This is a genomic window from Mesorhizobium sp. RCAM 05104 (genome assembly GCF_059683645.1).
In genome coordinates, this window is sequence record NZ_CM185033.1 from 3,630,937 (window position 1) to 3,652,319 (window position 21,383).

At 64.9% G+C, this 21,383-nt stretch carries 17 protein-coding genes; 6 read left to right on the plus strand and 11 right to left on the minus strand.

Annotated features, from left to right (window positions below; all coding sequences use genetic code 11):
- Positions 1–22: 22 nt before the first annotated feature.
- The 6 genes from AC56QP_RS17780 to AC56QP_RS17805 all read right to left on the minus strand — a co-directional run bounded on the left by AC56QP_RS17780 (position 23) and on the right by AC56QP_RS17805 (position 10,509).
- On the minus strand, positions 23–1,537 hold the full coding sequence (locus AC56QP_RS17780) for a malonate--CoA ligase (RefSeq protein ID WP_489858759.1): 1,515 nt from the start codon (positions 1,535–1,537) through the stop codon (positions 23–25).
- Positions 1,538–1,720: 183 nt separating this feature from the next.
- A complete protein-coding gene (locus AC56QP_RS17785) occupies positions 1,721–2,464 on the minus strand; it encodes a GntR family transcriptional regulator (protein ID WP_489863571.1) in 744 nt (247 codons plus the stop codon).
- Between the two features lie 410 nt (positions 2,465–2,874).
- Positions 2,875–3,552, minus strand: coding sequence for a ribulose-phosphate 3-epimerase (rpe, locus tag AC56QP_RS17790; RefSeq protein WP_489858758.1), 678 nt, complete (start codon positions 3,550–3,552; stop codon positions 2,875–2,877).
- 180 nt (positions 3,553–3,732) lie between these two features.
- A complete protein-coding gene (locus tag AC56QP_RS17795) occupies positions 3,733–7,590 on the minus strand; it encodes a DUF7929 domain-containing protein (RefSeq protein ID WP_489858757.1) in 3,858 nt (1,285 codons plus the stop codon).
- Between the two features lie 10 nt (positions 7,591–7,600).
- Positions 7,601–9,838: a hypothetical protein gene (locus AC56QP_RS17800; protein ID WP_497100414.1), complete on the minus strand. Its 2,238-nt coding sequence runs from the start codon at positions 9,836–9,838 to the stop codon at positions 7,601–7,603.
- A gap of 149 nt (positions 9,839–9,987) precedes the next feature.
- Positions 9,988–10,509 carry a MarR family winged helix-turn-helix transcriptional regulator gene (locus tag AC56QP_RS17805; RefSeq protein WP_489858756.1) on the minus strand — a complete coding sequence of 174 codons (522 nt, stop codon included), beginning with the start codon at positions 10,507–10,509 and terminating at the stop codon, positions 9,988–9,990.
- Between the two features lie 243 nt (positions 10,510–10,752).
- On the opposite strand from AC56QP_RS17805, the gene dnaK reads away from it, so the two are divergent.
- The 6 genes from dnaK (at position 10,753) to AC56QP_RS17835 (ending at position 16,722) form a co-directional block, all read left to right on the plus strand.
- Positions 10,753–12,669, plus strand: coding sequence for a molecular chaperone DnaK (gene dnaK / locus AC56QP_RS17810; protein WP_489858755.1), 1,917 nt, complete (start codon positions 10,753–10,755; stop codon positions 12,667–12,669).
- Between the two features lie 213 nt (positions 12,670–12,882).
- Entirely contained in the window at positions 12,883–14,013 is a 1,131-nt protein-coding gene (dnaJ, locus tag AC56QP_RS17815; RefSeq protein ID WP_023765366.1) for a molecular chaperone DnaJ, read from the plus strand.
- A gap of 162 nt (positions 14,014–14,175) precedes the next feature.
- Complete coding sequence (gene pmtA / locus AC56QP_RS17820; protein ID WP_256754168.1) at positions 14,176–14,781, plus strand: phospholipid N-methyltransferase PmtA; 606 nt, start codon at positions 14,176–14,178, stop codon at positions 14,779–14,781.
- Positions 14,782–15,098: 317 nt separating this feature from the next.
- Positions 15,099–15,695, plus strand: coding sequence for an NADPH-dependent FMN reductase (locus tag AC56QP_RS17825; RefSeq protein WP_489858754.1), 597 nt, complete (start codon positions 15,099–15,101; stop codon positions 15,693–15,695).
- 11 nt (positions 15,696–15,706) lie between these two features.
- Entirely contained in the window at positions 15,707–16,405 is a 699-nt protein-coding gene (pyrF, locus tag AC56QP_RS17830; protein ID WP_489863570.1) for an orotidine-5'-phosphate decarboxylase, read from the plus strand.
- 29 nt (positions 16,406–16,434) lie between these two features.
- Complete coding sequence (locus AC56QP_RS17835; protein ID WP_256754171.1) at positions 16,435–16,722, plus strand: DUF1330 domain-containing protein; 288 nt, start codon at positions 16,435–16,437, stop codon at positions 16,720–16,722.
- Position 16,723: 1 nt separating this feature from the next.
- Here AC56QP_RS17835 and AC56QP_RS17840 read toward each other — a convergent pair whose 3' ends face one another.
- From AC56QP_RS17840 to AC56QP_RS17860, 5 genes are all read right to left on the minus strand, one after another.
- A complete protein-coding gene (locus tag AC56QP_RS17840; protein WP_489858753.1) occupies positions 16,724–17,782 on the minus strand; it encodes a D-alanine--D-alanine ligase family protein in 1,059 nt (352 codons plus the stop codon).
- A 127-nt stretch (positions 17,783–17,909) separates the two neighbouring features.
- Positions 17,910–18,791: an SMP-30/gluconolactonase/LRE family protein gene (locus AC56QP_RS17845; protein WP_489858752.1), complete on the minus strand. Its 882-nt coding sequence runs from the start codon at positions 18,789–18,791 to the stop codon at positions 17,910–17,912.
- Positions 18,791–19,429 carry a 2-dehydro-3-deoxy-6-phosphogalactonate aldolase gene (locus AC56QP_RS17850; protein WP_489858751.1) on the minus strand — a complete coding sequence of 213 codons (639 nt, stop codon included), beginning with the start codon at positions 19,427–19,429 and terminating at the stop codon, positions 18,791–18,793. The genes AC56QP_RS17845 and AC56QP_RS17850 overlap by 1 nt, the downstream gene beginning before the upstream one ends.
- Complete coding sequence (locus AC56QP_RS17855; RefSeq protein WP_489858750.1) at positions 19,426–20,379, minus strand: 2-dehydro-3-deoxygalactonokinase; 954 nt, start codon at positions 20,377–20,379, stop codon at positions 19,426–19,428. Before AC56QP_RS17855 ends, AC56QP_RS17850 begins: the two co-directional genes overlap by 4 nt.
- Positions 20,376–21,143, minus strand: a complete 768-nt coding sequence (locus AC56QP_RS17860) for an SDR family NAD(P)-dependent oxidoreductase (protein WP_489858749.1) — start codon at positions 21,141–21,143, stop codon at positions 20,376–20,378. The genes AC56QP_RS17855 and AC56QP_RS17860 overlap by 4 nt, the downstream gene beginning before the upstream one ends.
- Positions 21,144–21,383 lie beyond the last annotated feature (240 nt).

The following is a 21,383-nucleotide window of genomic DNA, read 5'->3' on the forward strand; positions in this document are numbered from 1 at the left end:
GGCGGCACCATTCAGCACGCAACTAGGATGCGTAGATATCCTTGTAGGTCTCGCGCAACAGATTCTTCTGCACCTTGCCCATCGTGTTGCGTGGCAGTTCGTCGACGAAGATCACCCGCTTGGGGTGCTTGTACTTCGCCACGCGCCCGGCAATAGCGCCGAGGATTTCGGCCCCGGTGATCCGCGAGGCCGGCGCACGCACGACCACAGCGGTGACGCCTTCGCCGAAATCCGGATGGGCAACGCCGATGACGGCGCTTTCCGTGACCCCGTCAAGCGCGTCGATCTCGCTTTCGAGTTCCTTCGGGTAGATGTTGTAGCCGCCGGAAATGATCAGGTCCTTGCCGCGGCCGACGATGTGGACATAGCCGTCGCCGTCGATCATGCCGAGATCGCCTGATATGAAGAAGCCGTCGGCGCGGAACTCCGCCCTGGTCTTCTCCGGCATGCGCCAGTAGCCACCGAAGACGTTGGGACCCTTGACCTCGATCATGCCGACTTCGCCCTGGGCGAGCGGCCGGCCATCGTCGGGATCGGCGATGCGCAGCGATACGCCAGGCAAGGGGAAGCCGACCGTTCCGGCGCGCCGCTCGCCGTCATAGGGGTTGGAGGTGTTCATGTTGGTTTCGGTCATGCCGTAACGCTCGAGGATCGCGTGGCCGGTGCGCTCGCGCCAGGCCTTGTGGGTCTCGGCCAGCAGCGGCGCCGAACCGGAAATGAACAGGCGGATGTTCTTCGCCGCCTGGCGGTCCAGCCCCTCCTGCTGAAGCAGGCGCACATAGAAGGTCGGCACCCCCATCAGCACGGTTGCGCGCGGCAACAGCGAGATGATGCGGCCTGCGTCGAACTTCCGCTCGAACAGCATCGACGCACCGGCCATCAGGATGACGTTGGTGGCGACGAACAGGCCATGGGTGTGGAAGATCGGCAGCGCGTGGATCAGCACATCATCCATAGTGAAGCGCCAGTGATCGACCAGCACCCGTGCGTTCGAGGCGAGGTTCTCGTGGCTGAGCATGGCGCCTTTCGAGCGGCCGGTCGTTCCCGAGGTGTAGAGGATCGCGGCAAGGTCGCCCTCGCCGCGCGCCACATCGTGGAAGTCCGACGGCAGCCGCGAGGCCTGATCGGTCAGCGATCCCTCGCCCTTGCCGTCGAGCGTGACGGTGGTAGCGCCCGCCCTTTGCGCCAGCGCTTCGATGGCGGCCGCCCTTGCCGGATCACAGACGACCAGTCGGGGTCCGGCATCGCCGAAGAAATACTCCAGCTCGGCCAGTGTGTAGGCGGTGTTCAGCGGCAGGAAGACGGCACCGGCACGCAGGCAGGCGAGATAGAGCAGGATCGCCTCCGGGCTCTTCTCGACCTGGACGGCCACCCGGTCTCCCGGCTCGACGCCCAGTTGCAAAAGCGCGTGTGCCAGCTGTGCCGACCGCGCCAGCATGTCGCCATAGGTGAGCGAGCGCCCGTCATCGGTTTCCATCAACAGGCGGCCCGGCGCCGGCATCCTGGAACGGAACGCATCGAACAGATGATTGCTCATGAAGTCTTTCCCGGGGCGACGGAGTCGGTGCTGAGCACGCTTTCGAGCGCCATGCACTGGCGGCGAAGAGTTCGCGGTTCTTGGCCGTGCCGTCAAGACCGCAAGCGGCGGTTCGGGCTCGCCCCGTCAGCGGTAATGGTTGCGAGCGATGGGCCGCGAAACGGCCTTTCGATGGAACGGCCCCTAGCGCCGGGCGCGTTCGGCCTTGCCGATGACCGCCTTTGAGCCTTCGCCTTGCTTGAAGCGTTCCAGGCACATGGCAGCGGTCAATTGGTAATGATTGACCAGTGCCTCGACCGCACCATCGGCATCGCCGTCCAGGGCACATTCGGCGATCAGGCGATGCTCGCCGAGATCGTCGCGCTGACTGCTTTCGCCGTCACTGGCCATTTGCTGGTAGCGATGGGCGTGATCGGAAAGCTGATCGCAAAATCCCACGAGCCAGTGCGAGCGGCAGGCCGAGATCAGAACCCTATGGAAGATACGGTGCAACTTCTCCCAATCCGGATCGAGCAAGGAAGGGTGCGGCGAAAGACGTGACGCGCGCCCCAGGCGATGCAGCGCCAGCACCAGCTGCTCCTCCCATTCGGCGGTGCGGTGAGCAATGGATTCGCGAAGCGCCCGTTCTTCGAGCCAGCAGCGGGTGCGCGTCAGCTCTTCAAGCTCCGACGCGCTGACCGGCATGATGAAGAAGCCGCGCTGATCGTGCCGGCCGAGAAGCCCCTCCGAGGCGAGGCGATTGAGCGCCTCGCGAACAGGGGAAGCGCCGGCCCCATATTTGGAAACCACCCATTCGACCCGCAGCTTGCTCTCGGCTTCAAGGACACCGTCAAGAAGGTCCGCACGCAGTTGGTGATAGACCGTGCTGGCAAGCGTGCTCTTGGATCCTGCGCGGTCGTCGTCGAGATTGGCAGCTCCGTATGTCAAAGCGACTCCTTGTCCCCAAAACTGTCTTGGGCAATTCGAGTCCGAGAGCATTCCCTTTTCGTATGCGTACTATACAGCTTCCGCCACTGAACGCTCAAGCAGAAGATCGCGCCATCGCACTTAAGCACGAAGAAATATGCGACACGTAGGTGTTTGATCCTGTAAATCCGCGCGTCACCACAACCCGAGGAAACTCAACCTGTTTTGCATGCACGCAGGAGAATCTGTTCTTCCTGTTCCTTTGTATGCGCGCGAGACCATCTGTTCTGTCGTGCTGGACAGGGCGGCGAACATTCGAATCGAATGAGGCCTCATCCAGATCCCATGCCGTGGAGCATCCGACCTCACGAGCCCGACACCGGAACCACTGGCCGGCATATCGCGATTGAAACCGGGATGGGCGCCGTGCGTTAGCCGGCTGAGTTGTCGGCTGCCGTCCGGATCGCCTGAATGTTTTGCCGGTAGGCTTCGACGCTGCCGCCCTTGAAGATGGCGGCGCCGGCCACCAGCACGTCAGCGCCGGCGGCGGTGACCAGTGGCGCGGTTTCAGCCGAAACGCCGCCGTCGATCTCGATACGGATCGGCCGGCCGCCGATCAGCGCCTTGACCCGCTTCACCTTGTCGACGATGCCTGGAATGAAGGCCTGGCCGCCGAAGCCCGGATTGACGGTCATGATCAGGATCAGGTCGAGCCGGTCGAGCACATATTCGACCGCGCTTTCCGGCGTTGCCGGATTGAGCGACACACCCGCCTTCTTGCCAAGGTTCTTGATCGTCTGCAGCGAGCGGTCGAGATGTGGTCCGGCCTCGGCATGCACCGTCATGCCGTCGCAGCCAGCCTCGGCGAAGGCGGCCAGATAGGGATCGGCCGGCGCGATCATCAAATGGCAGTCGAAGAAGGCCTTGGTGCGGTCGCGGATTGCCTTGATCACCGGCGGACCAAAAGTGATGTTGGGCACGAAATGCCCGTCCATCACATCAAGATGGATCCAGTCGGCGCCGGCCGCCACCACTGCCTCGACCTCGTCGCCAAGCCTGGAAAAGTCCGATGCCAGCACCGACGGTGCGATCAAGGTCTTCTTGCTCATGCTGCGGCCTTTCCGAGCGACCCTTCATATGGCTGCTCCGAATCGACTGCCTAATGCGCTCCAGGTGACTTGTCGAGTACGCAGCTTGCGGTGACCACAGACCCGCGTGGCGCGGCAGCGTCCACGGGGAAAAAACCCGCCGGATTGCTCCGGCGGGTTCGCGATGTCTGACTGGCCCGATTACGGCTTGAAGTTCTGGATGTTGTTGGTCGCCGGATCCAGTTGCTGCTGCTGGACCTGCGGCGTGCGCCGCGGCAGAAGCTGCAGGATGTTCGGGTTCAGCAGGTTCGGGTTGATCTCCACGCCCGGCTGCCTGCGGATCGGCACGCAGTCCGGATACCGTCCGACCGTGCCCACCGGGCAACGCCGTTTGATGATCGGCTGGCACTGGCCATTGATCATCTGCGAGCCCGGTGCGCATTCCACCTGCGGCTTGCGGCAGGCACCGTCGATCACCTGCGTTCCACGCGGACAGACACACTCGCCGCGCTTGTTGTGGACCTGGCCGCGTATGTCGCACTGCTCCTGCGTCGGCTGCTTGCGCCGGCAGGCGTTGCCTTGCACCTCGGTGCCCCTCGGGCAGACGCAATCGCCGTTGGCGTCATGGACCTGGCCACGGATGGTGCACTGCTCGGGCTTCGGTCGCACCGGACGGCAGGCTCCGTTGCGCACCTCGGTTCCTTGCGGACAGACGCAATCGCCGTTGGCGTCGTGGACCTGGCCACGGATGGTGCACTGCTCGGGCTTCGGTCGCACCGGGCGGCAGGCCCCATTGCGCACCTCGGTCCCTTGCGGACAGACGCAATCGCCATCGGCATTGCGTATCTGGCCGGGGATGCGGCACTGCTGCGGCTTCGGCTGGATCGGACGGCAGGCGCCGTTGCGCACCTCGGTCCCTCGCGGGCAGACACAATCGCCATAGGCATCATGGATCTGGCCACGGATGGTGCACTGCTCGGGCTTGTCGGTCCTGACGCACTTCCCGTTCTCCAGTCCCGTGCCGCGCGGGCAGACGCAGCGTCCGTCCTCGGTGCGGATCTGGCCTTCGAGCAGCACGCAGCGCTTCGGCGGCGGCGGCGTTGGCAGAACGTTGGTGCCGCCGCCGGTGCACTGGCCATTGCGGAAGGTGGTGCCTTCCGGGCAGACGCAGCGACCGGCGTCGTTCATGACGAAGCCCGCCGAACATTCCTTCTTGGCCTCATGCGTGATGGTGAAGGGATGGCAAGCATAGGCCTTGCCGCGATCGCCCTGCACGTTGGCCTGGTCGCCGCCCAGCACGTCGCCGCCGCCTTGCACCCGTGTGTCGGGAGACAGGACGCCAACGCAGTTCTGGCCGCTGATACTGCCCTGCAGATTGGCCAGGCGGCCATCGTCGGGGATAACCACCGTCACGTGGTGCGATTGGCTTTCGCCCGCGCCAAGCGACAGGTTGGCGATGCAGGACGCCGGCAAGGTCGCCGGCTCCGGCGAGCAGCCGAAGGGCGGGTCGATCGAGGTGATCGCAACCCCGTCCAGCCTGCCGAGGCCCTCCACGCCGATCGCATCACCGATGCGAACCGGACCGGAGAAGGGGCTCGTCCCATCATTGGTGATGGTGATGTCGAACGAGCAGGGTTGGCCGAGCCGGCATTCGCGGTCGCCGGTCTTTTCGACACGGATGGTCGAAGGACCGCCGCCCTTGGCGCAGGCCTGGCCGATCGGATAGACGACATCGTCGCCCGGCGCCGGCCCATAGGAGCCGCGCGCGCAGTTCTCGAACTCGCCATTCGCCGAAACCGTCACGTCGAAGTGGCGGCTGGTTCCGGGTGCCATCACGGCACCGGGAATCTGGCACGACAGCGCATTGGCCGGAACCGGTCCGCAAGCCCATTCCGCGCCATCGGGAGTGACGGTCTGGATCTGGACGGGCGCGCCACCGGCCACCAGCGTGGCGGCGTCGTTGACCCGCACCGGACCGGTGGGGGCAGCGGTGCCGGCGTTGGCCACGGTGATGCGGCAGGAAACCACCGCGGCACCGGCCAGCGAACCGCTGCACACCTTGGTGATGCGCAGGCCAGGCTGGCCGCCATTTGGATGACGGATACGTTCCTTGGCGCAGGCCTTGTTGTTGGTGAGGTCGGTTTCACCGGGGATGGGTTTTACCTCGGCGCAGTTCTCCACCGTGTCCGACCGATAGCCGGCCGGCATGACCGCCTTGACGAAGATCGGCGTCGAGGCACCCGCGGGCAACGAGATGCCCGCATTGTCGCAGCGGAACTCGCCGGGGCCGTTCGGTCCGCATGTCCAGGGCGGGCTCGGCCCGAAGGTCGAGGAAGCCGGCGCGCCGCCGGGATAGGCGTCGATGACCGTCAGTGGCCCATTGTAGGTGGCGCTACCGTTGTTGATGACGTTGATCACGAAGGTGCAGATGCCGTCGGCCGTGCAGACCGGGGTGCGGGCACGCTTCTTCAGGATCAGGTCAACCTTCTTCTCGACCGGCGGCCGGCAGTCGCGGTCACGGTCGCCACGCCGGCAGATCGGGATCGAGGCGCAGCCGCGGTCATTCGACTGGCTGCCGAACAGCGGCTTGCCACTGGCCGCATAATTATAGGCGGCGCAGTTGCGTAAAGCACCGCCTTGCCAGCCCCCAGCCGGCTTGAAGCCGAGCTTGAGGTCGACGAAGGCGCCCGGATTGAGCGTGGTCACCGGATAGGTGCACGTCATCGGGGTGGTGCCGGGCACGCAGACCCAGGGCGGATTGGGCCCTGAACTCAGCGTCGAGCCGGCCGGCAGCGTCACCTCGTTGAGCACGATCTTGCCGTTGTAGGGCGCGGTGCCGACATTGGTGACCCTGATGGTGAAGTCGCAGCCGCCGGCCATCGTGCAGCGCGGAACATCGGCGCGTTTCTCGACCTTGAGGTCCGGTTCCTTGTCCCTGGGCGGACATCTCTGGTCGCGCGGGATGACGATGTCGATGGTCTGCGTGCAGCACAGGCCCCAGCCCTCCTTCGGGCCGGCGTATGTTTCGATGCCTGTGACGATGAGATGGATGACGTCGCCGGGCGAGGCACCGACGATCTTCCAGTTGAGCACATCGCCGCCCGCCGGCACCAGCTGCGTGTCGGGGATGATGGTGATGCCGGGTGTCGTCGTTGAAACCTGCACCCACTTGCCACCCATCTCCGGGCCGACCGGCATGTGGTAGATGAAGGCGCCGCCACCGGGCACGCAATCAACCGTGCCGCGTTCCACCTTGAAGCATTCCTTGCCGGGAGGTGGCGGCGGCGGATTGCACTTGGTGACGTCGATCTTGATCGAGGTCTTTTCACCGGTCTTGAAGTCACCGTCGTCGGGCTTGCCCGGATCCTGCGACGGGATGATGGTCCCGGTGCCCGGTCCGGCGGTCACCTTGATCATACCCTGGTTGTCGACGATGGTCGGCGAGGGAAACGCCGCGTGGTCGATCTTGGCGGTGATCTGGAAGGTGATGACGCGCTCGTTCGGAGCGCCGACGCCGTCGAGATCGGAGGCGGAAATCCGGAAATCGGAAACATCAGCCGTATCGTTGGGATTCGCCGAGGTGCTGATCGTTGCACCCGGCAGAGGTCCGCCGGACGAATCCGTGCCGTCGCCGGCCACATTGACGTTGACGATCTCAAGGCCGTGCGGGAGCTGGTCCTTGAAGTCGAGCTTGAGCTTGTCAAGCCTGGCCGCGAGGCTTGGGTCGGCAAAGCCCTGCGGATCGCCGCGCAAGCCGAAGCTCAGCGAATAGACGACGTAGTCGCAGCCTCTTTGGGTGCCTTTCTTGGTGAAGAAAGGCACGATCCGGTCCGGCCTCGGATTGATGACGCGCGAATTGTCGAGGTCGAGCTTCAGCTCCGGGGTGATCGGGGCGGCGTCTTCCGCGAAGCCTTGCACCGGGGTTAGCATGGCGACCGCGATACCGGCCGCCATCAGCCAGCGCGCGCCGCGCCTGGCATATGACAGGGGTTTCATGATCGTCTCCATGACGGTTTCTTGAGTGTTCGTCGCGAGTGGGGACAGGGCAAGAATGTTCATCTTTCCCTCCTCAACGTTCGCAGCTGACGGCTGGGGTTCTGAGCGGCAAAGTCATCTTGCAGCAAGGGTAGTAGCCACCCTTGTCCTTGTCGGACTTCCTGTAGAAGCAGAGCCCAACATCGACAGTGTCGCCCGGATAGTGGCCGGTGATGCCGATCGTGTAGGGCTTGCCGGGCGCATGCGACTGCGGGGTGGTCACCCCGACGCCTGGCGTCCTGGACTGGGCCTTGATCGAATCGCCGCCGAAGCCGGCATGGTCATGGAGATAGAGATCGGCCTCGAGGCCGGAAGGCGTGCAGAAATACTGGACGTCCTCCACATCGAGACAGGGAGGCAGATTGCCGGGCGGTGGGAAGTCCGGCGGATAGAAGGGGGGCAGGTAGCCTCCCGGGATTTCTTCATAATAGCCGGCGCGGCCCTCGCAAGGGTGCCAGACGGCAACGTCGCCGACATGGCCCTCGACCTCGGGGTCCTCGAAATAGCCGTCGAAGTCGACGAACCAGGAGCCAAAGGGCGGCACGTTGGCCGGCTTGACCAGTTCCCTGGGCGTGATCTGCACGCCATGCACGGCGAGCGGCCCGCCGGCGGCGAGCTGTTCGGCAAGGGCCGGATTGTCGCGCAGCTTGTCGCCGGTGTTGACCAGCGTCTGGGTGCAGACCGAGGTGTCGAGATTGCCCTCCGCGTCGTAGCCATATTGCAGGTCGAGACCGCCGGCCGACTGCCGGTTGGTCTGCGGGAAGCCGACGGCATACTCCTGCGGCACTTCCACCCAGACCGATTCCGTTGCCGGATCGTCCGGGTTTTCACGCCAGTAGCGGATGACCTCGCCCTTGCCGGAATCGGCGAACTGGCTGTAGTCGTAGCGGTTCTCGACCGGGCCGCGCTGGGCCAGGTACATGAAGCCGCTGTTGTCGAAGGCGATGTCGGTGACGGCGTAGTCCTTGTCGGCCTTGACCGTCAGTTCCCAGCGCGGGTCGCCGGCAAAGGTGCCGTCGCGGGCAATGCCCACCGACCAGATTTCCGACTTTTCGCCGACCGAATAGTAGACCCGGCCGCCATGATAGGAGACCGCCCAGACGCGGCGTTCGTCCTGCGTGTAGCCCCAGCTGTCGGGGTCTTCGCTGTCGAAGGCAGCACCGTGGATGTCCATCACCGCGCCATCATCGGCGACCGGAGCCAGCCCATGCGCCGGGCGCCCGGCAACGCCATGGTCAAAGTTGTCGATCAGCTCGCCGTTGGCGTCGATGCGATGGATCAGGCCGGTGTCGAGGTCGGACGCGAAGAACTGGCGATGGGTGGCATCGAAGGTGATGTTGCCGATGCCCGGACCGCTGTTGGTGTCGATGTCGGCGAATTTGGAGACCTGGCCGGTGATGCCGTCGATTTTCCAGATGGTGCCCGGCCCGCCACCGTTTTCGGTGCCGAGTTGGCCGTCCATGAAGGTGGCAGCAGCCATGCCACGGCGCTGCCGCTCCGGCCTTCCGTCATCGTCGGCGTCAGGCGTGACGATGCGGATGCCGTGCAGCGAGGTGGCGCCGGCATAGAGATTGGGGATGCCGGACGGGATGCCGTCGCGCACGCCGTCATCATAGGTGACGCCGAACACCTGACCGATCTGGCCGGCCGTCACCTCGAAGGGCGGCGGCGTGAAGACGAGCTGGCCCGAGGCTGGCCCGCCGAGGTGCGAAACGTCGAAGACGCGCAAGGTGGCGCGCGTTGTATCGATGAAGGTCTCGTCGACGGGATCGACGCCGGGCGGCAGGCCCTCGTCGAAATTCGGAATGATGGTGCCGGAGAACCCGGTCACCGCCATCGAGCCGGGATAGATGATCTGGGTCTCCTGCGCCTGGGCGGTGCCGCCCAGCCAAAGGCCGGCGGTGAGTGCCAGCGCCAGCAGGCCTCCGCCTGCCCGTCCGGCGCGGCTCAGTCCATAGTCAAAAGAAGACACGAACGTGCCGCGGACGCGAGACATGAAGCTACCCCCGTTAGCCACGGGAGAAACGTCCGGTTTTGCCGCGCAAATCAGGGCAGGGCGCGGCGGTCCGGCTCGTTCTTCCCTGATCGAATTGTCTGCTTTCCTCTTGGTCACGATACGCCTGCTCTTACGCAGGGTCAACGGAATCAGCGGAAAGCCCAGCGCATCGACCCCGTCCCTGAAACGGTGGTCGCGCTGAGCTCCTGTTGTTCCCGGAGACCGCAGAGCCTCTGGGTTGCTGGTCATGGGGGCTTCCTTTCCGGGCCGCACCATGCGGCGCCTGGATGTCAGTCGCGGGCGGAGGCGGAAAGGTTCACCGATCAGGCTCCGGCACGGTGTTCCGGGCAACGGTTGAGCGGCTCGCGCCGGAGCTGGCGCGGATTGCGGTGGGAAGCCTGCCGTGATGAGAGCTGCCCGCCGGATCAGCCCATATGGCTGATCGGGCAGCGCTCGCGCACGCAGGCGGCTTCGTCGCAGACCCGGCAGACGACATTCTGGTCGTCGCCCATGTCGACCAGCGCCGGCAGGAGTTTTTCGACCAGCTTGCCCAGGTTGCGCGTCTCCTCGGGATCGAGCGCGCCAACGGCGCGCTCGATGACACCGCGCCGTGCCGCCAGATTGCGGCCGAAGACGTCATCGCCCTTGTCGGTGAGGCGCAGCGCCTTCGATCTGCGGTCGCCCTCGATCCCTTCGCCGCGCAGCACCAGCCCTTGTTCGACCAGATGATCGACCAGCCTGACGGTCGCGGAATGCGTCAAGGCGATGAAGCGCCGGAGAGTCTCGATCGACAGGCCCGGGTTCGAGCCGATCTGGATGACCGCGGCGACGGCGCTCGGGCCGAGACCGGTCTCCGTGCCGAACGCCTTCTCCATCTTGTCGACGAGAGCGAGGCTCATGGCGCCAAGGATGTTTTCCAGGCGTAGCTTTTCCAAATCCCCGGTCATCACCATATTCCGCGGGCGACAATCCTATGCATGATGCATAGTTAAGCCGTTTCCCGCCAGCCAGCAAGGATGGTGGAAGCGTTGCGCAGAATGCTTGCGCGCGGCACTGCCTGTTCTTATATACGCGCCAAGCCGTTCTGCGCCGGAATGCCGGTAGCCGGAACGGAATTTCTTGTGAACAGGGGCTTTCATCGGAACGCCTGTACGGGTCCTGAGAGCCTGCTTAGCGGAGAGACTAGAAAAATGGCAAAAGTAATCGGTATCGATCTAGGCACCACCAACTCCTGTATCGCCATCATGGATGGCAAGGAGCCGAAGGTGATCGAGAATGCGGAAGGCGCGCGCACGACGCCTTCCATCGTCGCCATCAGCAGCGACGGCGAACGTCTGGTCGGCCAGCCGGCCAAGCGCCAGGCGGTCACCAATCCTGAAAACACCATCTTCGCGGTCAAGCGCCTGATCGGCCGCCGCTATGACGATCCGGTGACGGAGAAGGACAAGAAGCTTGTCCCCTACAAGATCGTCAAGGGCGACAATGGCGATGCCTGGGTCGAGGCCGGCGGCAAGAAGCAGTCGCCCAGCCAGATCTCGGCCATGATCCTGCAGAAGATGAAGGAAACGGCGGAAGCCTATCTCGGCGAGAAGGTCGAGAAGGCGGTCATCACCGTTCCGGCCTATTTCAACGACGCCCAGCGCCAAGCGACCAAGGACGCCGGCAAGATCGCCGGCCTTGAAGTGCTGCGCATCATCAACGAGCCGACCGCGGCAGCGCTTGCCTACGGCCTCGACAAGAAGGATGGCAAGACTATCGCCGTGTATGACCTTGGCGGCGGCACGTTCGACATTTCGGTGCTCGAGATCGGCGACGGCGTGTTCGAGGTGAAGTCGACCAATGGCGACACCTTCCTCGGCGGCGAGGATTTCGACATGCGCCTGGTCGAATATCTGGCGGCCGAGTTCAAGAAGGAACAGGGCATCGACCTGAAGAACGACAAGCTTGCCTTGCAGCGCCTCAAGGAGGCGGCTGAAAAGGCCAAGATCGAGCTGTCGTCGACGACGCAGACCGAGATCAACCTGCCCTTCATCACCGCCGACGCGACCGGGCCCAAGCACCTGACGCTGAAGCTGACCCGCGCCAAGTTCGAAAGCCTGGTCGAGGATCTCGTCCAGCGTACCATCGACCCCTGCAAGGCGGCGCTCAAGGATGCCGGCCTGAAGGCTGGCGAGATCGACGAGGTCGTCCTGGTCGGCGGCATGACCCGCATGCCCAAGATCCAGGAAATCGTGAAGCAGTTCTTCGGCAAGGAGCCCCACAAGGGCGTCAACCCGGATGAGGTCGTCGCACTCGGCGCCGCCATCCAGGCCGGCGTGTTGCAGGGGGACGTCAAGGACGTGCTTCTGCTCGACGTGACGCCGCTGTCGCTCGGCATCGAGACGCTGGGTGGCGTGTTCACGCGGCTGATCGAGCGCAACACGACGATCCCGACCAAGAAGAGCCAGGTGTTCTCGACGGCCGAGGATTCACAGTCGGCCGTGACCATCCGGGTCTTCCAGGGTGAGCGCGAGATGGCCGCCGACAACAAGGCGCTCGGCCAGTTCGACCTGGTCGGCATCCCGCCGGCCCCGCGCGGGGTGCCGCAGATCGAGGTCACCTTCGACATCGACGCCAACGGCATCGTCAACGTCTCGGCCAAGGACAAGGGCACCGGCAAGGAGCACCAGATCCGCATCCAGGCATCGGGTGGTCTTTCGGACGCCGACATCGAGAAGATGGTCAAGGACGCCGAAGCCAATGCCGAGAGCGACAAGAAGCGGCGTGCGCTGGTCGAGGCCCGCAACCAGGCCGAAGCGATGCTGCATTCCTCGGAGAAGTCGCTGAAGGAATATGGCGACAAGGTCTCGGAAGCCGACCGCACGGCGATTGCCGACGCGATTTCGGCGCTGAAGACCGCGGCCGAGGGCGATGACGCGGCCGAGATCGAGGCCAAGTCGCAGGTGCTCGCCGAAGCTTCGATGAAGCTGGGCCAGGCCATGTACGAAGCCTCGCAGAAGGAAACGGCGGAAGCCGACGCCAAGGCGGACGCCGCCAAGGACAGTGACGTCGTCGATGCCGATTTCGAGGAAATCGACGAAGACGACGACAAGAAGAAGTCCGCCTGAGCCGTTTTGACGGCAGGTGACGCGAAAAGCCCGGCGCAAAGCCGGGCTTTTTTGCAACCCCTTGCAGAAAAAGAGCGGCGCCGGCCGAAAAAATGCGGGCAAACCCGCGTCGACACTGGCATCCCGCTTCCATCGCACCTAAATCGGAACGGCGGCGCCGGCAGAAGACGCAACAATGCTTCAAGACGTTGAGCATCCGGACAGCGGGAAAAAATGAAAGCTGATTTCTACGAGACGCTGGGCGTCCAGAAGGGCGCCGACGAGAAGGAGCTGAAGAGCGCTTTTCGCAAGCTCGCCATGCAGTTCCATCCCGATCGCAATCCCGGCGATCATTCCTGCGAGCACAAGTTCAAGGAAATCAACGAAGCCTACGAGACGCTGAAGGACCCGCAGAAGCGCGCGGCATACGACCGCTTCGGTCACGCGGCCTTCGAACAGGGCGGCATGAATGGCGGCGCGCAGGGCTTTGGCGCCGGTGGCTTCGCCGACATCTTCGAGGACATTTTCGGCGACATGATGGGCGGACGCCAGCGCCGCTCGTCGGGCGGCCGCGAGCGCGGCGCCGACCTGCGCTACAATATGGAGATCTCGCTGGAGGAAGCCTTCGCGGGAAAGACCGCGCAGATCCGCGTGCCGGCCTCGATCTCGTGCTCGGAGTGCTCGGGCAGCGGCGCCAAGCCCGGCACCCAGCCGGTGACCTGCTCGATGTGCAACGGCCACGGCAAGGTGCGCGCCACGCAGGGCTTCTTCTCGATCGAGCGCACCTGCCCGCAATGCCAGGGGCGCGGCCAGACCATCAAGGACCCCTGCCCGAAATGCGCCGGCCAAGGCCGCGTCACCGAGGAACGTTCGCTGTCGGTCAACATTCCGGCCGGCATCGAGGACGGCACCCGCATCCGCCTTGCCAATGAGGGCGAGGCCGGCCTGCGCGGCGGCCCTTCGGGCGACCTCTACATTTTCCTGGCAGTCAAGCCGCACGAGTTCTTCCAGCGCGACGGCGCCGATCTGTACTGCAAGGTGCCGATCTCGATGACGACGGCAGCCCTTGGCGGCTCCTTCGAGGTGACGACACTGGACGGCACCCAGACCAAGGTGAAGGTGCCGGAAGGCACCCAGAACGGGCGCCAGTTCCGCCTCAAGGGCAAGGGCATGCCGGTGCTGCGCCAGCCCAATGTCGGCGACCTCTACATCCAGACCGCGGTCGAGACACCGCAAAACCTTTCCCGCCGCCAGCGCGAACTGCTGGAGGAGTTCGAACAGCTCTCCTCGCAGGACAATTCACCGCAATCGAGTGGCTTTTTCGCCCGCATGAAGGATTTCTTCGAATCCTTCGGCGAGCGGTGATGCATAGGGCAAGACGCCAAGGCCGGCCGCCCGAATCCGTATGGCGAGTCGCTCCTTGGGAGGCGACGAAACTTATCTTATCCACGACATCGGCACGGCCGCGCCTTGCCTTGCGTCACCCAGGTGCTAAGTAGCTTGCGGGGAGCGCTGAGGAGAGCTTGCATGACACGTGGTCCCGGACTCCGGAAGGCGCTTGCCGAAAAATTCGACGACGAGCTCAAATTCTTCAAGGGCTGGATCGACAAGCCGAAGACGGTCGGCTCGATCGTGCCGACCAGTTCGATCACCGCCCGCAAGATGGCCTCGATCGTCGATCCGAAATCCGGCCTGCCGGTGCTCGAGGTCGGTCCCGGCACCGGCGTCATCACCCGTGCCATCCTGGCCCAGGGCGTGCGCCCCGAAAGCCTGTACGCGGTCGAATACAACACGGATTTCGTGCGCCACCTGCGGGGGCTCTATCCCGCGGTCAACGTCATCGAGGGCGATGCCTTCAACCTCGACGCCACGCTTGGCGACAAGAGCGGCATGATCTTCGATTCCGTCGTTTCCGGCGTGCCGCTGCTCAACTTTCCGGTCGCCCAGCGCATCGCTTATATCGAGAGCCTGCTCGACCGCATCCCGGCCGGCCGGCCGATCGTGCAGCTGACCTATGGCCCGATGTCGCCGATCCCGCCCGGCCGCGGCGACTATACGGTCGAGCATTTCCATTTCGTCATCCGCAACATCCCGCCGACGCAGCTATGGATCTACCGGCGCGAAGCGCATTAGTTTCTGGGTGCAGAGCCGTTCGCGGATCGCTGGCGCTGACCGAATACCTTGGCGATTGGCATAAATGCCCATCACTTCGTCATCCACGGGCGGAGCAAGGAGCGTAGCGACGCGGCGCAGACCCGAGGATCCATGCCGCGACTTCTGGGCGCCGCTACGGTGCAAAATTATGCTCCGCGACACTCTTCGGCTGAGGTCGCGGCATGGATCCCAGGGTCTCCGCGACGGAGCTTCGCTCCTGCTTCACCCAGGGATGACGAAGTTGGCGTTGATTTGCTCGAACCTTGGCTGTACCTGTCCGGGAACAAGGGTGGCCAATGGCAGTGATCCCGAAAATCCTCGTCTTCGCCGGCTCGGTGCGCAGCGGCGCCTACAGCGGCAGGACCGCCGACGTGGCGCAAAAGGAGCTTGCGGTGCAGGGCGCCGAGGTGACCCGCATCTCGCTTGCCGACTATCCGCTGCCGATCCTCGATGAGGACCTCGAAAAGGAGAAGGGCGTTCCTGAAAACGCCGTCAAACTTGGCCGGCTGATTGCCGCCCATGACGGCATGATGATTGCGACGCCGGAATATAACGGCTCCATCCCGCCACTGCTCAAGAACACGATCGACTGGGTGAGCCAGGTGCGCAAGGATGGCGGCCGGCCGGTCAGGCCGCTTGCCGGCAAGGTGGCTGGCCTCTGCTCGTCTTCCAACGGGCACTTTGCCGGCATCCGCTGCATCAACCATCTTCGCGCCGTGCTGGTGCGTTGCCAGATGGTGGTGGTGACGCCGGAATGCTCGGTGCCAGAAGGTGGCGACGCCTTCGACGAGGACGGCAATTTCCGCGACGAAAGACTGTACAAATCGATGGAGCATCTATGCCGCACGCTGATCGAAACCTCGCGCCTGCTGTCCACCCGGATCGAGGCGTGATCGCCGACACCATGCGGCCCCAATCCATGCATGAAAGATTGATCGTCGGCCTCGACGTGCCGACCGTGAAGGAAGCCGAGAAGGCGGTGCGCGAACTCGACGGCGTCGTCTCCTTCTACAAGATCGGCTATCAGTTGGCCTTTGCCGGCGGGTTGGACTTCGCCAGGGAACTGGCCAGCGGCGGGACAAAGGTCTTCCTCGACATGAAGCTGCTCGACATCGACCACACGGTGGCCAAGGGCGTCGAGAACATCGTCAAGATGGGCATGTCCATGCTGACCATCCACGCCTACCCGAAGGCGATGCGCGCGGCGGTGGAAGCAGCGCGTGGCAGCGACCTTTGCCTGCTTGCCGTCAGCGTGCTGACCTCGATGGACGAGCAGGACGTGATCGACGCGGGCTATGAATACGACCCGCATACGCTGGTGCTGCGGCGCTCGGAACAGGCGCTGCACGCCGGCATGGGCGGCATCGTCTGCTCGGCCGAAGAAGCGGAGGCGGTGCGCCGGATCGCCGGGCCCGACATGGCGGTGGTGACGCCGGGCATACGGCCCGCGGGCAGCGACCATGGCGACCAGAAGCGCGTGGTGACGCCGGCACAAGCGATCCGGAACGGCTCCAGCCACCTCGTCGTCGGCCGGCCGATCGTCGCTGCCGCCAACAGACGCGAAGCGGCCGAAGCCATCCTCGATGAAATGCGCTCGGCCTGATTTCCCAGGAATAAACTCGGAGAAAAACCATGCCCAAGGGATACTGGATCGCCCGCGTCGATGTGCGCGACGCCGAAGGCTACAAGGACTATGTCGCCGCCGCGAAGCTCGCCTTCGACCGCTTCGATGCGAAATTCCTGGCGCGCGGCGGCGCGCATGAAAAGGCCGAGGGGCCTGGCCGCGCCCGCAACGTCATCATCGAGTTTCCGTCGCTTGCCGCGGCGCACGACTGCTATCACTCGCCGGAGTATCAGCGCGCCGTCGCCATCCGCCAGAAGGTCGCCGACGGCGAGATCGTGCTGGTCGAAGGAGTCTAGACTAGGACAAGAGCCGGTTCGCGGCGGTTTCTGCCATGGCGTCGGCAAGGCTCAGGCCCCATTGCTGGCGGCAATAGGCTCGGAAATCGAAGCAAGGCAGGCCGGGGCAGACCTCGAACTCGATGAGGTGGACGGTGTTGTCGGCCTCGACCCTGAGATCGATGGAGAACACGTCGCGCAAGCCGAGCCCATTCATCAGCCGCTCGGCGATCGCCCGGATCCTGGCGTCGGCGATTGGCTGGCCGTCGCCGACCGGGACGAGTTCCGGTTCGGCATAATATCCCGCCGCCTTCGCCGCTTCGCCGGTTTCACCATAGAGCGCGAGGCTGTCCGCCATGGTCTGGAAATCGCCGCCGGAATCGACAAAGGCGATGCCAAGCGCTTCGACGCCGACTTCCGGTGTCAGCCCAAGAAAACTCGCGCGCACATTGCGGCCGGCGACATAAGGCTGGACGACGACATCATCGCGATAGGCCGAAAACACCCGGCGGCTGAGTTCCAGTGCGTGGCCGAGATCACTGGTGCGCGAATCCGGCCAGATGCCGATCTTGGCGCCCAGCCGGTTGGGCTTGACGAACCAGCCGGCGGGCGACGCCGGCGGCTCGACCAGCCATTCCCCGTTTCGCGCCAAACCGGCCTGCGGCACCGGCAGGCCCAGCACGCCAAGCACGGCGCCGGAGCGGAACTTGTCCTGGCAGAGGGCGAACAGCGCATCGTCGGCGCCGATCGTCTTGAAGCCGCCCAGTCTCGCCAGAGCCGGTGCGGCACCGCCACGGAAATAGGCGACGCCGTCGGTCAGCGTCCAGACCATCGTGGTGCCGGGATTCTCGCCGGCGAGCGCCGCAGCGGCATCGTCGAGCGCGACGGGTGTGAAAGACAGGCCGCGCGCCAGGCAAGCGGCGGCAAGCGCGTCGAACTCGCGTGCAAGGTCGGTCGACTGCGCCAGGTAGGAGGCGATCTCGGCGGCGCGCTCCGGCGCATGGCCCTCCGCGATGAGGCGGTCGAAGCAGGCCTTCTCCGGCTCATGGACAAGGATCAGTTTTGGCTTGCGGCTCGACATGAAACGAACGATTCCCGGCGCTACGATCACCTACCATCGCATGGCCGACGCAAACGGCTTTCGCGAAACCGACCCAGGCCAGACGCCTGCGTGACAGCAGCGGAAACCGAGGGCGCCGATCGCCCGCTCAGGCGATCAGCACGCGTGGCTCGAAGCGGCCGTTGACGGGGATGTCGAGCAGGAAGGTCATGCCCGCCTGCGGGTCGAGCTGGCGCTGCTTCTCGTCCTTGCCCGACCAGGCGGATGTGACCGCCAGCCGATCGGCGTTCTTGCCGACGAAGGCCGGACAGGATGGCTGCGTCACCGGCATGGCGACCGAGCGCAGCAACGTGCCGTCAGGGGCGTAGGCCTTGACCACCTTGCCACCCCAGACGGCGTTCCACAGCACGCCGTCGCGATCGACGACCGATCCGTCGACATAGCCCTTGGACGAGCGGTGATCGACGAACACAGTCGGTTCGCCGGCAGGCAGGCCGGTCGCCGGATCACAGGCGACGCGCATCAACAGCCCGGTCGAGGTGTCGGTGTAATAGGCGAGCGCGCCATCCCCGGAGAAACAGATCGAATTCGAGACGGTGATGTCCGAAAACAGGCGGCGCAGCTCGCCCTTGAAGAACCAGTAGATGGAACCGGCGCCCTTTTCCTCTTTCTTGCCCATCGTGCCGGTCCACAGGGCACCGCAGGGATGGACGCGGGAATCGTTGGAACGGGTGAGCGGATTGTCGGCCTCGATCGGCGTGTGCAGCGTCAGCTTGCCGGTGGCGACGTCGCGGACATGGAGCCCGGTCTCGGTGGCGATCAGCTGGCGCTGCTCGTCGATGATGGCGATGGCGCTCGCCATCTGGCCAAGCTCGTGGATTTTCAACGCACCGCCCGCCCCGGCTTTTTCGAGGAGCTGGCCGTTGACGATGTCGAACCAGTAGAGCGTACCGGTGGCAGGATCGTAGCTCGGCCCTTCGCCGAGCTGGCACACGTGGTCGGAAAAAACGGAAACGATCGCTTCGCTCATCATGCTTCTCCGAACACCGCATCCCAGGCCGCGACGGCGGCATGCGCGCGCGCGGCCACCTCGTCGACGCTCATGCCCGGCTTGAACAGGCTGGAGCCGAGGCCGAAGACCGTCACGCCCACCGCCTTGTAGCCGGCAAAGTCCTTTTCCGAAACGCCGCCGACAGCGCCGACCAATGTCCGCGCCGGCAGCACCGCCCGGATCGCGGAAATGCCTGCCGCGCCGAGCACGCTGGCGGGGAAGAATTTCAGCGCCGAGGCGCCGAGCCGGATCGCCTGGAAGGCCTCGGTGGGCGTGAACACGCCGGGCATCGTGACCATGCCGTGGTGCATCGCGCGCGCCATCACTTCTGCATCGATGTTGGGGCTGACCAAGAGCCGCCCGCCGGCCTTGTGCAAGCCATCGACATCGGCTGCGGTCAGCACCGTGCCCGCGCCGACCAACGCCGTCCTTGGAAGCGCCTCGACAATGCCCGCGATCGAGACAAAAGGCTCGGGCGAATTCAACGGCACTTCGATCGCCTCGATGCCGGCGTCGAACAGCGCCTGGGCGATCGCGACCGCCTCGGTGGGCTTGAGGCCGCGCAGGATGGCGACCAGTCCGCGCTTGAGCTTGGGAAAGGCTGCGGTCTGGCTCATCGGGCAACTCCGGTTCTGGCGATCATGCCGTTTTCGCGCGCGGCTTCGACGAGCCCGGCACGCACCGCCTCGTCGGCGTCGACGGTGCGCACGCCGAGTCCGGCAAGGCCGAGTGCCGCCTGGTAGAGCGCTGCAAGCGCGCCGGAGGCGACCAGCACGACCGATGCCGCGCCTGCGCCGTGGCGGCGCCTGGCCGAGGCGATCTCGCCGCCGATCAAAAGGCCGGACAGGCAAGCGGCGGCATCGTCAGGCTTCAGGTCCTGGAGCAGGCCGGCGGCGCGGATGGAAAACAGCCGCGAGGTGACATCCCCGCCTTCCGCCAATGCGGTTTCGCACCAGCGGCGGAAGAACGGATTGTCCGCAGTGACCGGCTTCGGATGTTCGCCCAGCGAATGGCGCAGGATCGAGTGCGCGGCAAGCACCGAGAACAGCTCACCTGTCGGCCAGGTGCCGAAACCGGCAACGGCGCCATCCTCGACCAGAACCCATTTCGAATGGGTGCCGGGCATGCAGACCAGTTGGCGTCCCTTGGCCGGCAGGCCGGCGCCGGCAAGCTGCGTTTCCTCGCCGCGCATGACGTCGGGGGCATCGGCCAGACGCTGGGCGAGGCCCGGCACGATGCGGATGTCGCGGTTCTGGCCGAGCACAAGAGCAGCACCCCCGAGGATGGCACCGATCGGTGAAGGCACGCTGACATAGGGCGCCTCCAGCCAGCCTTGGCGGGAGCCGGCCATGCCGCAGATGATGACGGGCAGCGCATCGGGTGCCCCCATCGTCACCAAGTGCCCTTCGAGAAGGGTCGAAAAGCCTTTCTGCTGCGCGGTGATCAGGCCATCGTCGCCACGGCGTTCGGCAAGAACCTTGCCGTCCTTGTCGACTAGCCAGACCCGCATGCGGGTCGTGCCCCAGTCGACGGCGGCTACCGCCGGCGCGTTGCTGGCTGGGCTCACAGAAAACCTCCATCGACGATCAGCATCTGCGCGGTCAGCATGCGCGAAGCGTCCGAGGCCAGGAACAGCGCCGTGCCGACGATGTCGTCCGGCTGCATCACCTGCTTGATGCACTGCTTGGCGACATGGGCGGCAAGCGCCTGTTCGGTCACCCAGAGTTCCTTCTGCCGCTCGGTGATCACCCAGCCGGGCGCGATGGCGTTGACGCGAATGCCGTCCACGCCGAGCTTGCCGGCCAGCCCCTTGGTCAAGCCGAGGATACCGGCCTTGGCGGCTGTGTAGGCCGGCATGTCGGGATGGTTGATGAGGTAGGATGTCGAGGTGAAATTGATGATCGAGCCGCCGCCGGCCCGCTTCATGCCCGGCGCCACCGCTTGCGCGGTGAAGAAATGCGGCCGCAGATTGATCGCCTGGTTGTTGTCCCAGAATTCGACCGTCACGTCCTCGACGGCGTGGCGCTCGTCCCACGCGGCATTGTTGATCAGCACGGTGACATCGCCATGCGCCTCAGCCGCCCTCGCCGCCGACGCCCGCAGGGCCGCGACATCCCGCAGGTCGGTCTTGAGATAGAGCGGCCGGCGGCGGAACTCTTTTTCGATGCGGTCGGCAAGGGCCGTGCTTGGGCCATCGGCGATGTCGATGAAGGCGACATTGGCGCCCTGGCGCACAAAACCCTCGGTCAGTGCCGCGCCAATTCCAGAGCCGCCGCCGGTGATCAGCACCGAGGCTTCCTTGAGGTCGGCAAAATGCGCCGATGGCATCATCTGTTCTCTCCCAGCGCATGACCGAAAATCGGACCGATTTCCGGAAAGGGACCATGCGCAACATCACCTGCTACTGCGTCGCTTGCGCGTCCTGAAGGACGCGCGGCGCGGTAGTCGGACCGGCGCGCATCCTAGCCAGACACGTCGTGCGGGCAAGGGCGAAAAGCCGGATTGGCGGGCTTATGTCAGACAAAACGACAATGCGCCGCGCTGGACGCGCACAGCGCTATCGGCAGGCTT

Bases quoted from the DNA above. Each gene is read 5' to 3' on its own strand.
- dnaJ (WP_023765366.1), top strand. From the start codon at position 12,883: ATGAAAGCTGATTTCTACGAGACGCTGGGCGTCCAGAAGGGCGCCGAC.
- AC56QP_RS17800 (WP_497100414.1), bottom strand. From the start codon at position 9,838: ATGGTGCGGCCCGGAAAGGAAGCCCCCATGACCAGCAACCCAGAGGCT.
- AC56QP_RS17795 (WP_489858757.1), bottom strand. From the start codon at position 7,590: ATGAACATTCTTGCCCTGTCCCCACTCGCGACGAACACTCAAGAAACC.
- pmtA (WP_256754168.1), top strand. From the start codon at position 14,176: ATGACACGTGGTCCCGGACTCCGGAAGGCGCTTGCCGAAAAATTCGAC.
- AC56QP_RS17835 (WP_256754171.1), top strand. From the start codon at position 16,435: ATGCCCAAGGGATACTGGATCGCCCGCGTCGATGTGCGCGACGCCGAA.
- pyrF (WP_489863570.1), top strand. From the start codon at position 15,707: ATGCGGCCCCAATCCATGCATGAAAGATTGATCGTCGGCCTCGACGTG.
- AC56QP_RS17860 (WP_489858749.1), bottom strand. From the start codon at position 21,143: ATGATGCCATCGGCGCATTTTGCCGACCTCAAGGAAGCCTCGGTGCTG.
- AC56QP_RS17780 (WP_489858759.1), bottom strand. From the start codon at position 1,537: ATGAGCAATCATCTGTTCGATGCGTTCCGTTCCAGGATGCCGGCGCCG.
- rpe (WP_489858758.1), bottom strand. From the start codon at position 3,552: ATGAGCAAGAAGACCTTGATCGCACCGTCGGTGCTGGCATCGGACTTT.
- AC56QP_RS17850 (WP_489858751.1), bottom strand. From the start codon at position 19,429: ATGAGCCAGACCGCAGCCTTTCCCAAGCTCAAGCGCGGACTGGTCGCC.
- AC56QP_RS17825 (WP_489858754.1), top strand. From the start codon at position 15,099: ATGGCAGTGATCCCGAAAATCCTCGTCTTCGCCGGCTCGGTGCGCAGC.
- dnaK (WP_489858755.1), top strand. From the start codon at position 10,753: ATGGCAAAAGTAATCGGTATCGATCTAGGCACCACCAACTCCTGTATC.
- AC56QP_RS17845 (WP_489858752.1), bottom strand. From the start codon at position 18,791: ATGAGCGAAGCGATCGTTTCCGTTTTTTCCGACCACGTGTGCCAGCTC.
- AC56QP_RS17805 (WP_489858756.1), bottom strand. From the start codon at position 10,509: ATGACCGGGGATTTGGAAAAGCTACGCCTGGAAAACATCCTTGGCGCC.
- AC56QP_RS17840 (WP_489858753.1), bottom strand. From the start codon at position 17,782: ATGTCGAGCCGCAAGCCAAAACTGATCCTTGTCCATGAGCCGGAGAAG.